Source organism: Candidatus Accumulibacter similis, from assembly GCA_013347225.1.
Classification (GTDB): domain Bacteria; phylum Pseudomonadota; class Gammaproteobacteria; order Burkholderiales; family Rhodocyclaceae; genus Accumulibacter; species Accumulibacter similis.
In genome coordinates, this window is sequence record CP054595.1 from 2,904,492 (window position 1) to 2,917,273 (window position 12,782).

The 12,782-nt window shown below is 66.5% G+C and carries 12 protein-coding genes; 11 read left to right on the plus strand and 1 reads right to left on the minus strand.

What is annotated here, in order from left to right:
• Nucleotides 1–15 precede the first annotated feature (15 nt).
• From phaC to HT579_12790, 11 genes are all read left to right on the plus strand, one after another.
• On the plus strand, nucleotides 16–1,122 hold the full coding sequence (gene phaC / locus HT579_12740; protein ID QKS29699.1) for a class III poly(R)-hydroxyalkanoic acid synthase subunit PhaC: 1,107 nt from the start codon (nucleotides 16–18) through the stop codon (nucleotides 1,120–1,122).
• A gap of 327 nt (nucleotides 1,123–1,449) precedes the next feature.
• Nucleotides 1,450–2,688, plus strand: coding sequence for an HD domain-containing protein (locus HT579_12745; GenBank protein QKS29700.1), 1,239 nt, complete (start codon nucleotides 1,450–1,452; stop codon nucleotides 2,686–2,688).
• 255 nt (nucleotides 2,689–2,943) lie between these two features.
• Nucleotides 2,944–3,663: a DUF3047 domain-containing protein gene (locus HT579_12750; GenBank protein QKS29701.1), complete on the plus strand. Its 720-nt coding sequence runs from the start codon at nucleotides 2,944–2,946 to the stop codon at nucleotides 3,661–3,663.
• A gap of 8 nt (nucleotides 3,664–3,671) precedes the next feature.
• Nucleotides 3,672–4,349 carry a heavy metal response regulator transcription factor gene (locus HT579_12755; protein ID QKS29702.1) on the plus strand — a complete coding sequence of 226 codons (678 nt, stop codon included), beginning with the start codon at nucleotides 3,672–3,674 and terminating at the stop codon, nucleotides 4,347–4,349.
• The gene (locus HT579_12760) at nucleotides 4,346–5,746 is read left to right on the plus strand and encodes a heavy metal sensor histidine kinase (protein QKS29703.1); all 1,401 of its coding nucleotides are present in this window, start codon (nucleotides 4,346–4,348) and stop codon (nucleotides 5,744–5,746) included. Before HT579_12755 ends, HT579_12760 begins: the two co-directional genes overlap by 4 nt.
• A gap of 329 nt (nucleotides 5,747–6,075) precedes the next feature.
• A complete protein-coding gene (locus HT579_12765) occupies nucleotides 6,076–7,167 on the plus strand; it encodes a phospholipase (protein QKS29704.1) in 1,092 nt (363 codons plus the stop codon).
• Nucleotides 7,168–7,258: 91 nt separating this feature from the next.
• Nucleotides 7,259–7,768: a DUF1269 domain-containing protein gene (locus HT579_12770; protein ID QKS29705.1), complete on the plus strand. Its 510-nt coding sequence runs from the start codon at nucleotides 7,259–7,261 to the stop codon at nucleotides 7,766–7,768.
• Between the two features lie 32 nt (nucleotides 7,769–7,800).
• Nucleotides 7,801–8,337 (plus strand): DUF4124 domain-containing protein, encoded by a 537-nt coding sequence (locus tag HT579_12775; protein QKS29706.1) that lies wholly within the window; start codon nucleotides 7,801–7,803, stop codon nucleotides 8,335–8,337.
• A gap of 621 nt (nucleotides 8,338–8,958) precedes the next feature.
• A complete protein-coding gene (locus HT579_12780) occupies nucleotides 8,959–9,729 on the plus strand; it encodes a phosphodiesterase (protein QKS29707.1) in 771 nt (256 codons plus the stop codon).
• 72 nt (nucleotides 9,730–9,801) lie between these two features.
• Nucleotides 9,802–11,223 carry a glutamate--cysteine ligase gene (locus HT579_12785; protein QKS29708.1) on the plus strand — a complete coding sequence of 474 codons (1,422 nt, stop codon included), beginning with the start codon at nucleotides 9,802–9,804 and terminating at the stop codon, nucleotides 11,221–11,223.
• Between the two features lie 12 nt (nucleotides 11,224–11,235).
• Entirely contained in the window at nucleotides 11,236–12,279 is a 1,044-nt protein-coding gene (locus HT579_12790) for a succinylglutamate desuccinylase/aspartoacylase family protein (protein ID QKS29709.1), read from the plus strand.
• Here HT579_12790 and HT579_12795 read toward each other — a convergent pair.
• Nucleotides 12,276–12,782: a putative toxin-antitoxin system toxin component, PIN family gene (locus HT579_12795; protein QKS29710.1), complete on the minus strand. Its 507-nt coding sequence runs from the start codon at nucleotides 12,780–12,782 to the stop codon at nucleotides 12,276–12,278. The genes HT579_12790 and HT579_12795 overlap by 4 nt on opposite strands.

The window sequence follows — 12,782 nt, forward strand, 5'->3', positions numbered from 1 at the left end:
AGGAGGGTGCTACCGATGTTTTCATTCCCGATCCAGATTCTCCCCGCCGACGTGGCGGAGGAAGCCGCAGCCTTGAACGCGAAGCTCGCCAAGGGCATCAGCAATCTCACCAACCTGACCGACGACGATATCGACATCGGCAGCACGCCGAAGGATGTCGCCTTCGCGCAGGACGGAATCAAGGTCTATCACTATCATCCGCTCGTCGATGAGTCGACGATCATGAAGACGCCGTTGTTGATCGTCCCGCCGTTGATCAACGGCTACGAGGTCGCCGACCTGCAGCCCGACCGATCAGTGGTGCGCAACCTGTTGAACCAGGGCCTCGACGTCTACCTCAACGACTGGGGCTACCCGCGTCAGGTCGACAAGTACCGCACGGTCGACGATTACATCAATGGCTACCTTGACGACACGGTCGAGTTCATCCGCAAGCGCCACGGCGTCGACAAGATCGCCCTCTTCGGCATCTGCCAGGGTGGGACGATGTCAACCACCTACTCGGCGCTCAATCCTGACAAGATCAGCCACCTCACGCTGACCGTATCGCCGATCGACTTCGACGCCTACAAGGCCAACCACAAGCCGCACGAGGGCCTGATGTTCACCATGGGTGCCGACGCCGACGTCGAGAAGATGGTTGCCGTGCATGGCAACGTGCCGGCATCGGTGCTGAACGAATCGTTCATGATGGCTTCGCCGTTCATCCTGAACTATGGCAAGTATGCCGACGTGATCGACATCCTCGACGACCGGGCGGCCTTGCAGAACTTCCTGCGCATGGAGAAGTGGCTGTTCGGTGGTCCCGACGCCGTCGGCCAGACCTTCAAGGAGTTCATCCGCGACTTCCTGAAAGGCAACAAGCTCGTCAAGGGAACGCTGGAGGTCGGCGGTCGCAAGGTGGACCTCAAGCAGCTGACGATGCCGATCCTCAACATCTTCGCCGAGAAGGACCACATCGTTCCGCCGCCGTGTACCGTCGCCCTCGGCAAACATGTCGGCAGCGAGGATTACACCGAGTTCGCCATCAACACCGGCCACATCGGCATCTACACCGGTGGTCTGGCGCAGAAGGTCCTGGCACCCAAGGTCGCCAGCTGGATGCGCGAACGCGGCGCCTGAGCCCCACGAGCCCCCGTCTCTGACCGGGGGGCCGGAAATGACCGGAGCGGACGCCCCGCGCGACGCCAGGCTGCGTGTCTGCAGCCGTGGCGCCTCGCGGGGCGTCCTCTTTTCGCGACAGCCGCGCCGAGGCGGCAGCGGAACGCCACGAGCCGGCGTGGCGCCCATCGAGCGGCCGCAACCAGCGGCGCCTGGAACGGCTCTCGCCGCGGCCCGCGCGCTGCTGTGGCGGCACTGGATGCGGATTGATCCGGGTCGGCTGGCACTGGGGCCGGTTCCGATGTTGTCGTCGGGAATTTCGTTCCACCTCCACGGGGGTTGCCCGCCATGACGCTGACGTTCGATCTCAAGGGCGCCATCCTGGCGCTTTCCGACGCACTCGACCTGGTTGGCGTCAACGATTTCCAGCATGGCAAGCGGGTGGCAATGATCGCACGCGAAACGGCGCTCGTGCTGGGCCTGCCCGAGCAGCGACTCGACCGCATCGTCTGCGCCGGCCTGCTGCACGATCTCGGCGTCTCTTCGACGGCCGTTCATCGGCGCCTGCTGCGCCAGACCGACTGGGACGATCGCAACGCGCATTGCGAAACCGGCTACCGCCTGCTGCGCCCCTTTGCCCACCTGTCGCGGCTCGCCAACGCCGTGCGCCACCATCACACGCCGTGGTGCGAACTGCCGGCCGAACTCGCTGAGTCGGATGCGCTCGACAGCAACCTGATCCAGCTCGCCGACCGGGTGGACGGCATGCTGTTGCGGCGTGGCCTCGACAATCCATTGTTCAACAATGTTGGCATCATCGATGCGATCAGCGCGCTTGCGGGCAGTGTCCTGTCGCCGGAGGTGGTGCGGGCCTTCGCCGTGGCAGCCGCGCGCGAGGCGTTCTGGATCGCGCTGGCGCCACGTCATGTCCTGCGCTATCTCGGCGACCTGGCGCTCAGCGAATGGCACATGACCATCGACTTTCCGCAGTTCGGCCACGTTGCGCGGTTGATCTCGAGCATCGTCGATGCCAAGAGTCCGTTCACCGCTGCCCACTCGGTCGGCGTCGCGCAACTCGCACGCCACCTCGGCGAGCGGGTCGGCTTCGACGGCGACGTCCTCGCGAAGATCGAGGTTGCCGGCCTGATGCACGATGTCGGCAAACTCTGCGTGCCGGACGAGATCGTCGACAAGCCGACGAGCCTGACGCCACTCGAGTTCTCGGTCATGGAAAGGCACGCCTTCGAGACCTACCAGATCCTGAGGCATATCCCCGGCCTCGAGCAGGTCGCCGAATGGGCGGCCTTTCACCACGAGGCGTTGAATGGCCACGGCTACCCCTTCCGGCGCGACGCCGGGAGGTTGTCCACCGAGGCGCGGATCGTTGCGGTTGCCGACGTGTTTCAGGCGCTGGCGCAGGAGCGCCCGTACCGGGGCCGGCAGCAGGCCGAAGAGATCCCGCGTTTCCTAGACGACTTCGTTCGCCAGGGCGTCCTCGACGGCGATCTCGTCGCCGTCGTCAGCGACGACCTCGACGGCAGTTGGCGCGCAGCGACCCTGCCGCTGGCAGGCGACGGGGCCGACTGAGAAGTGGCCACCAGCCGAAGCCACCGGCAAGCCGTCGGCCTCGCCGGCGCCATTCGGGAGACTGCGCCACTGCGCGCCGCTGCCGCCGCAGATGGCTGCCAGCTGCCACCCTCGGAGCTGCCATGCCGGGCGGAGCGTCTGAAAACGCCGCCAGCGCCCGCTGGCAATCGCCTGGCGGGGCACCAGCTGCCGCGGCACCGCGGCTCGGTGCGGCCTCGGGCGGCGGCACCTGTCCGGTGGTGGTTGCTGCCAGCGATGCTCCCCTTGCTGCTGCTCGCCGGTGCTGCCGTCGCCGCGACACCGTTGTGGGTCGGCCGCTTCGATGGCGGTGCCGGAGGCCTGCCCGCCGGCTGGACGATCGAGCACCTGAATCCGCGGGTGCCGCCGACCGAGTATCGCCAGCGGTTGTGGGATGGCGTTGCCGCGGTCGAGACGACGGCGGTGAAGAGCATGGCCCTGCTCGTGCGCCAACTGACGGTCGAACTCGAGAGCACGCCGGTCCTCTGCTGGCGCTGGCGTATCGACGCACCGCTGCTCACCGCCGATCTCGGCAGCAAGGCAGGTGACGATTACGCGGCGCGCGTCTACCTCAGCTTCAGCGTGCCACCGGCGGCACTCGATCTGGCAACGCGCAGCAAGCTGGCGATCGCGCGCGGGCTCTGGGGTGCCTCGGTGCCCGATGCCGCGATCAATTATGTGTGGGACAACAAGCACCCTGTCGGCACGCTGCGAGCCAACGCCTATACGGAGCGCGCACGGATCCTGGTGCTCGAAAGCGGTGCCGCGCACGCCGGTCGCTGGGTCAGCGAAAGGCGCGACGTCGCCGACGATTTCCGTCGCGCCTTCGGTGACCTGCCAGCGAGACTGACCGGGCTGGCGATCGCCAGTGATACAGACAATACTGGCGAGTCCGCGCGCGCCGGCTTCGCCGACTTCCATTTCGTCGCCAGGGATGGCAGCTGCGCGTTTCCCTGAGCAGCGCCATGAAGATCCTGATCGTCGAGGACGAGGTCAAGACCGGCAACTACCAGCGGCAGGGGCTGACCGAGGCGGGCTTCGTCGTCGATCTGGCGCGCGACGGGGTGGATGGGCTGCATTTGGCGCTGAGTGAAGACTACGATCTGGCCATCATAGACGTCATGCTGCCCGGCATCGACGGCTGGCAGGTACTGCAGGGAATTCGCCGCGCCGGCATGGAAATGCCGGTGCTGTTTCTGAGCGCCCGCGACTCGGTGGATGACCGGGTCAAGGGGCTCGAACTCGGGGCGGACGACTATCTCGTCAAACCCTTTGCCTTCGCCGAGCTGCTGGCCCGCGTGCGTACCCTGTTGCGCCGCGGTGGCAAGGCGAAGGAGGCCGAAACGCTGCGTGCCGCCGACCTCGAACTTGACCTGCTGCGCCGCCGTGTGACGCGGGCTGGTCAGCGGATCGACCTGACGGCGAAGGAATTCGCCCTGCTCGAACTGCTGCTGCGCCGCCAGGGGGAGGTGCTTCCCCGGTCGCTGATCGCCTCGCAGGTCTGGGACATGAACTTCGACAGCGACAGCAACGTCATCGAGGTGGCTATTCGCCGTCTGCGGGCGAAGGTTGATGACGGTTTCGAGCCGAAGCTGATCCGCACGGCGCGTGGCATGGGTTACGTTCTGGAGGCGCCGCCATGATCCAGCTCGCCGGCAGATCCCTGACCACCCGGCTGACGCTGCTGTTCGCCAGCGTTTCGACGGTGGTCCTGCTGCTGCTTGGCCTGCTGGTCGGCATCCTCGTCGAGCGTCACTTCGTCGAGATGGATCTGGTGCTGCTGCAGGGCAAACTCGAACTGGTCCGCCATGCGTTCGCGCACGCGCCTGCGCCGCTTGCCGGCGGCGACCTCGGCCAGCGCCTCGACGCCGCGCTGGTGGGGCACCATGATCTGGCCGTCGAGGTCCGGCGCGGCGACGGGACGCTCCTCTATTCCTCGGGTGACGCTGCCGTGCCGCCACTCCTGCTGGCGCCACGCGCTGACGGCGCCGAGGCGCTCGGCTGGCAAGCGGCCGACGGCCGCCGCTATCGGGGCATCAGCGGAGTCGTTGCGCCGGCGATGGCCGGTGACGCAGGCGCGACGGTGGCGGTGGCGATCGACCTCAGCCACCATGAACACTTCATGCGCTCGTTCCGCCGGGCGCTGTGGACGATGGTCGCTCTGGCGGCGCTGCTGTCCGGCTTCCTCGGCTGGATGGTGGCACGGCGCGGGCTGGCACCGCTGCGCGACATCTGCAGCGTTGCCGCCGGCATCACGGCCAACCGGCTGGATCAGCGGCTGACGGCGGCGGCGATTCCGCAGGAGCTGGCGGAAGTGGTGCAGACGCTCAACGAGATGCTGGCACGCCTGGAGGAGTCGTTTCGCCGCCTTGCCAACTTCTCTTCAGACCTCGCACACGAACTGCGCACACCGGTCTCGAACCTGCTGACGCAGACGCAGGTGACGTTGGCGAGGGAGCGCTCGGCAGACGAGTACCAGGATGTCCTGGCGTCGAATGCCGAGGAGCTCGAGCGACTGGCGCGGACCGTCGCCGACATGCTGTTTCTCGCCAGGGCGGACAACGATCTGTTGGTGCCGCATCGCGAAATGATCGATCTCGCTGACGAAGTGGCGAGCCTGTTCGACTTCTATGAGGCTCTGGCGGAGGACAAGGGGCTGCATCTGCAGGTCTCCGGATCGGCCGTCGTCTGTGGCGACCGGCTGATGCTCCGGCGCGCCATCGGCAACCTGCTGTCCAATGCCGTTCGCCACACACCGCCGGGTGGGCGGGTCACGGTCCGTCTCGAAGATGCGGCCGCGGGCGAGGCCGTTGTCAGCGTCGTCAATGGCGGCGAGACGATTGCCGCCGAACAGTTGCCGCGTCTGTTCGACCGCTTCTGGCGAGTCGACAGCTCCCGCCAGCATGGGGGGGAAGGCGCCGGTCTCGGGCTGGCGATCACGCGCTCGATCGCGCGGGCACACCAGGGAGACGTCGGCGTCTCCTCCGAAAACGGGGTGACGACTTTCGCGCTGCGACTTCCTGCCCATCACGGCGCCTGAAGCACTGGTGCAGCGGTCGTCGCGAGCAATCGCGGATGCAACTGGCGGACGACCGACGAACGGTGTCGAGGGTGCAGTCAAAGCCCGGCCGGGAAACCGTCCGCGATGCGGGCGGGTGCTGGTGGCGCGTGCTCCGCACGACCCGGGTGCGCTGGCTTGCCGCCCGGAGGTTTCGCCGCTGGCAGGGCCCGAGTTGCTGGCGCTGTTGGCCGTCGTGCGGTGCTGCAGCGCTTGGCGATCGTGCCGCATGTCGCTAAACTGCGTCCTCTCGGAACCAGCAATCAACCCGCGCCGCCGCGGTGGCGCCCAACCTCTGGAGCCCAGTGCAAATGCATCGTGCCCTCATCGTTCTGCCGGATGACACGGGCCAACCGATCGTTGACGCCATCGACGCGGCCCGGCAGTCGATTCGAATCAAGATGTTCCTCTTTTCAGACCCGTCGCTGCTGGCGGCGGTGGTCGCTGCGCAGCAGCGTGGCGTCAGGGTACGGGTGATGCTGAACCCGGCACGCCGCAGCGGCGAAGCGGAAAACAAGGCGAGCCGCAAGATGCTCGAGGACGCTGGCGTCGAGGTGGCCGACAGCAATCCCGCCTTCGACATCACGCACGAGAAGTCGCTGGTCGTCGACGACGAGACGGCCTTCGTGCACTCACTCAACTGGGAAACGAAAAACCTCACAGTGACGCGCGACTACGCCGTCGTGACTTCGCACCGGCACGAGGTGGATGAGATCGCCCAGTGCTTCGATGCCGACTGGGCGCGCGAAAAATTCGATCCGGGCGAGGAGTCGCACCTGATCTGGTGCAACACCAACGGTCGCAACCGCATCGCGCGTTTCATCGACGCCGCCAGCGAGTCGCTCTTCCTGCAGAACGAGCGCTATCAGGACGAGGTGATCATCGAGCGGCTGGTGCGCGCCACCCGCCGCGGCGTCAAGCTGCATGTTCTGGCGCGACCGATGCATTTTCTGAAGGCCGGCAAACTGGTCGAGGGGGTCGAGGGATTGCGCATCCTCGAGGACCTCGGGGCCAAGGTGCACCGCCTCAAGGGACTCAAGCTGCATGCGAAGATGATGCTCGCCGATGGCAAGCGGGCGATCATCGGCTCGATCAACCTGGCTCCCGGCAGCTTCGACAGCCGCCGCGAACTGGCCATCGATGTGCACGACGAGGCGGTCGTCAAGCGGCTCAGGGAGGTGGTCGATCGGGACTGGCACAACTCGCGGCCGCTCGATCTCTCGGACGAAGGACTGCTCGCCGACCTTGCCGAGGACGAGCCCGACGTGGCGGAAATGCTGGCCCTCGAAGCGCCGCACGACACCTCGGCCGAGCATCACCGCCGCGGCAGCGACGAGGGACATGACGGGCACGCAGAGCACGGCGGGCACGGGCATAACGGTCACAAGCATCACGGGGGTTAGCCACCGCTGCCGGCGCAGACAACGGCGCTGCGGCACCGGGTCGAGCGCCGCCGAGGATTTTCATACCACACTCAAACAGGAGAGAACGCTGATGAGCAACCTGATCGTAGTCGCTTATGATGACCAGTTCCAGGCAGAGGAAGTCCGCACGAAGCTGCGCAGGCTGCAGCAGGACTACCTGATCGACCTCGAGGACGCCGTGGTGGCGGTCAAGGACGGGAATGGAAAGGTCAAGCTGCACCAGATGTACAACCTGACTGCGAGCGGCGCTCTGAGCGGTGGTTTCTGGGGAACGCTGGTCGGTCTCATCTTCATGAATCCGCTGCTGGGTCTGGCCGTCGGCGCCGGCGCCGGCGCCGTCAGCGGTGCCTTGGCCGACGTCGGCATCAACGATGACTTCATGAAGGATCTGGCTGCCACCTTCAAGAATGGCAGTTCGGTGCTCTTCGTCCTCGTCCGCAAGGCAACTCCCGACAAGGTCCTCGAAGAATTGCAGGGCACCGGTGGCAAGGTCATCAAGACCTCGCTGACGCACGAGGAGGAAACCAAGCTGCAGGCCGTTCTCGACAACGCGCAGACTTCTGCAGGTGGCGAGGGCTGAAGCGGACGGGCTGGAGCCTGGCGAAGCGGATCATGCACAGACGTCACTTCCTTCCCGGCATCATGCTGATCGCGACCCTGGCCGCAGCCCAGCCGGTCTACGAAAGCCGTGACCGGGACGGTCCGGTCTTCTCCGACACGCCGAGCCCGGGCGCCCGGGAGATGCATTTGCCGCCGGTCGACGTGATGGATCGAACACCGGCGCTGCCGCCGGCGCCGTCCGGGCCGCCGGCGGCAGCAGCGTCAGCCTACGCCAGACTGCAGATCATGCAGCCCGAAGACGGTGGCACGGTCCATTCGAATACCGGTCAGTTTTCCATTGCACTGGTCCTCGAGCCGCCACTGCAGCTCGAACGGGGTGATGCCGTGGCTGTCCGCCTCGACGGGACCGTCCTGGCGCAAAGGCGGACGACGCTGCAGTTCGATGTCACGGCCGATGAGTGGCAGATGGCGGCACGCGACCAGGTCGAGCATTCGGTCGAGGTGGCGGTCGTCGATCGGGCGGGGAACGCGCTGCTGGTCGCTGCGCCGGTGCGTTTCTACGTCCAGCGTGCGAGTCGGCGCAACTGACGTCGCCCGCGTCGCCAAGCGGGCGAACAGCGGGCGTGCGCCCGGCGGCCGCCGGCGCGCGATGCAGCTAGGGAGGCTGCGTCATGAGGATTGCCTGGCAGGATCCTTCTTTCGGCGAACTCGCAACTCGTTCTCGACGTTCGCAGCGTCCCTGCTGGTGGGCTGATGGTCGATTCACGGCTGCGCCTGCAGAGCGGCCAGCGCGAAATCAGGGCGAGCCCGGCGCTCCGCCGAAGCCGAATCTCCGCAGCGCCGGTGTGAACGCCGCTCGTGGCAGCGCAGGTGTTGCACCCGAGCGGGCAGCCATCGACGAGGACAGGCTCGATCAGTTCAGTCGTTGGCTGGGGCCGCGAGATCGGCACACCCGGTTGCTGCGACTGCTCTGTGCGGACCGGGCCGGCCGCGATCGGACTCGACATCGCCTACAGCGAGCCAGGCGACGATCACCCTGCGGATCACCAGCTGGCGGAGGCAGCGACCGGATGCCGCAACGTCATCGTGGCGATGCGCGAGGGGCAACTGATTCGCGATGGGTCCCGGTTGTCGGCGCTGCCGCCGATGCGGTTCTGGAAGCAGGCAGCCTGAACGTTTGAGCGGCCCGTTTTTTGGTAAGCTTCCAAGATGCGCATCGTCCAGCTCTCGGATCTCCATTTGAGCAGCCAGCCGCTGTACGGGGTGGTCGATACGCTGGCCGCGCTCGAGCTGGCGCTGCAGCGTCTGGCGACGCTTCCTGCACCGGATCTGCTGCTGCTCAGCGGCGACCTGACGAGCGCGGGCCGACGCGACGAGTACGCCTTGCTGCGCTCGCTGCTCGCCGGGTTGTCGGTGCCGTGCGCGCTGCTGCCCGGCAATCATGACGATCGTGACAACCTGCGCACAGCGTTTCCCGAGCAGGCGTGGGCGCCGCCGCCGCTGTGCTGCCAGCGGATAGACCTCGCCGAGGGCACGCTGCTGCTGCTCGACTGCATCGTTCCCGGCGAGGAGTGGGGTGAAGTGGCGGCGCGCCAGATCGACTGGCTCGAGAGCGCGTGCCCGCACCGCCGGCCGGTGCTGCTGGCATTGCACCATCCGCCATTCTGCGTCGGCATTGCCGGAATGGACCGGATTCGCTGCCGCGGCGATGCGCCGCTGGCGGCCTGGCTGGCACGGCACGAACAGGTGGAGGCCCTGCTGTTCGGGCACGTACACCGTTTCGTCAGCACCACTTTCGCCGGCCGGCCGGCGATCGTCGCGCCGTCGCCGGCGCACCAGATTGCGCTACAGGATGGGCAACTGGCCTACACGCTCGAACCCGGTGCTTTTCTGCTGCACGACTGGCGGCCAGGTCAGCGCCTGTGCAGTCATTACGTGCCGGTGGTCGTCAGCCCGACGCAGTGCTACGGCGACGGCTAGGCGGGTGCCGCCCGGCACGGGCTCCGAACGTTGTCCGGATTTGATCGACTGACTGTTCCGGGGGAGATGCCAATGGGAAAGGAAGTGGCAGGCAGCGGTTGCACGGCCGATGACTTCGAGCGTTTTCTGCGGCTGCTGGAAGAGGAGACCCGGCACGCGCAGGCAGCATACTTTCGCGGCGCCTTCGCCAACGACGCGCTGGTTGCGGGCTTCGAACTCGAGGCCTGGCTCCTCGGCGGCGACCTTCTGCCGGTGCCGCGCAATGTTTCGTTCCTGGCGCGTCTGGACAGCCCTCTGGTGGTGCCCGAACTGTCGCGCTTCAACGTCGAACTGAATGGTACGCCGCAACCGCTGCATGGGACTGCGCTTTCTCGACTCGAGAGCGAACTCACCGCAACCTGGCAGCGTTGCCAGCGCGTCGCCGCCGCCGACGATAGCGCGCTGATTGCCATCGGCACCCTGCCGACGCTGCGCGAGGATGATCTTTCGCTGAGCAACATGTCGCCCTCGCGGCGCTACGCGGTGCTCAACGAGCAGATCTTCCGGCTGCGTGGCGGGAGCGCGCTGAGCCTGAACATCGCCGGCATCGAAACCCTTTCCACGACCCACAGCGACGTCATGCTGGAAGCGGCGACGACCTCCTTCCAGGTTCATCTGCAGGTGCCTGCAGGCGAGGCCGCGCGTGCCTACAACGCCTCGCAGATCCTCGCCGCGCCATTGGTTGCCCTGTCTGCCAACTCACCTTTCCTGTTCGGGCGTGCGCTGTGGCACGAAACGCGCGTGCCGCTCTTCGAACAGGCCGTCGACTGCTGCGACCCGGGCTGCCCTCAGCACATGCGGGTCACCTTCGGCTCCGGTTACCTGAGCGGCGACCCGACCGCCTGTTTCGCCGAGAATCTCGCCAACTATGCCGTGCTGTTGCCCTTCGAGATCCCCGGTCCGATCGAATCCTACGCACACCTGCGCCTGCACAACGGCACCATCTGGCGCTGGAACCGCATGCTCATCGGCTTCGATGACGGTGCTCGGCCGCACCTGCGCGTCGAGCAGCGGGTGATGCCCGCCGGCCCGAGCATCATCGACATGATTGCCAACGCCGCCTTCTACTACGGTAGCGTCTGCATGCTGACGAGGCAGACGCTGGCACCCGAGGCGCAGCTCTCCTTTGCCCAGGCGCGCGAGAACTTCTACCTTGCCGCCCGCTACGGGCTCGAGGCGCAGTTGCGGTGGTTCGGCGGACAGCGCGTGTCGGCGGGCGAACTGCTCGAGCAGCAGTTGCTGCCGCTGGCACGCGCCGGACTCGAGCAACTCGATCTGTCCACTGCCGATGTCGCGCGTTACATGGAGGTGATCGCCCGCCGGCTGCGCAGCCGGCGCAACGGTGCCGCCTGGCAGTTGGCACACCATGCCCGACACCGCGACTTCGCCCGGCTGACCGCCGACTATCTTGATTACCAGCGCCAACTCATGCCGGTGCATGAGTGGCCGATTTGAGCTGCAAAGCTGATGCTGACCGTTCTCGAAACCCTGCCCGAACGCTTCCTCGATACCCCAGCCCGCGAACTGCATCAGATCTTTTCCGGCCCGACACTGATCCACCTCTCGGGACGCCGGCAGCCGGCAGTGTTCGTCTCCGTCCTGCTGCACGGCAACGAAGACAGTGGCGTCGTCGCCCTGCAGCGGCTGCTGCGCCGCAATGGCAAGCGAACGCTGCCGCGTGCGCTGTCGATCCTCGTCGGCAATGTCACTGCGGCGCGCGACGGATTGCGGCGGCTCGACGGGCAACCCGACTACAACCGCGTCTGGCCCGGAGGGCAGGGACACGGCCATTCGCCGGAAGCCGCAGCCATGGGCGAGGTGCATCGCGTGATGCAGGAACGAGGCGTCTTCGCCAGCATCGACATCCACAACAACACCGGGCTGAACCCGCACTATTGTGTTGTCAATCGGTTGGACCAGGCGGTCCTGCATCTCGCCCTGCTGTTCTCGCGCACCGTAGTCTGGTTTCGCGGGCTGGCCGGCACGCAGACCACCTCGTTTTCGTCACTCTGTCCGGCGCTGACGGTGGAATGCGGCAAGCCGGGCAGTGAGGCCAATGCCGAACACGCGGCACGCTTCGTCGAGGCCTGCCTGCATCTGTCGCAGTTTCCGTCGCACGGCGTGCACGAGCACGACATCGACCTCTATCACACACTGGCCACCGTCCGCGTGCCGACCTCGGTCTCGTTCGGCTTCGGTAATTCGTTGGCAGACATCGACTTCGATCCGCACCTGGACCACATGAACTTCCGCTCGCTCGAACCCGGGACCGTCTTCGGTCAGACCAGCCTGGCGATGCCGATCGGCGTCGTCGACGAAAGCGGCAGCGATGTCGCCAACGACTTCTTCGCCTGTGACGACGGTCGCATCACCCTGCTGCGGGCGGCGACCCCGGCGATGTTGACCCTCGACGAAAAGGTGGTTCGCCAGGATTGCCTGTGCTACCTGATGGATCGCCTGCCGTTGGCCCATGGGCAACCGCAGTTGCACGCGCTGTCTGCCAGCGCCTAGCGTCGGCGCGCAAGGAGCTGCCCGTATTCGTCGCCACCGCCGTTGTCCGCTTGCGGTGGCCCGCTGGCAAGCAGAATGGCGGCGGCACTGCCGGTCAGGATCGGGCACGGCAGGTGCCGTGCGCAGCGACGGCCGAGCTGCAACAGGCGGCGGTCGCGCGTCAACAGCAGATCCGCGCGACAGCGCCGGGCAAGCAGCAGGAACTTCTGGTCATCGGCATCACGGCATTGTGGCAGCGGCGGGTCATCCGCGCTGCCGTCGACTCCGCCTTCCATCTCGCAGGCGACGACGAAACGCCGATAGCAGTCGAGCAGCGCCGACTGCGCCGCTGCCGTCAGGCGAAAATGAGGATAGGCGGTTACCCGCTGCAGTTCCGCCAGGCAGTCGCGATCGGTGAAGCACTGCAGCCGGCTGCCGTCGATCGCTTGCTGCAGGCGGCGCAGGAGCGGATCCCGGAAGTGCAGGAGGTCGAGGACGATGTTGGTGTCGAGGACTGCCCGCAC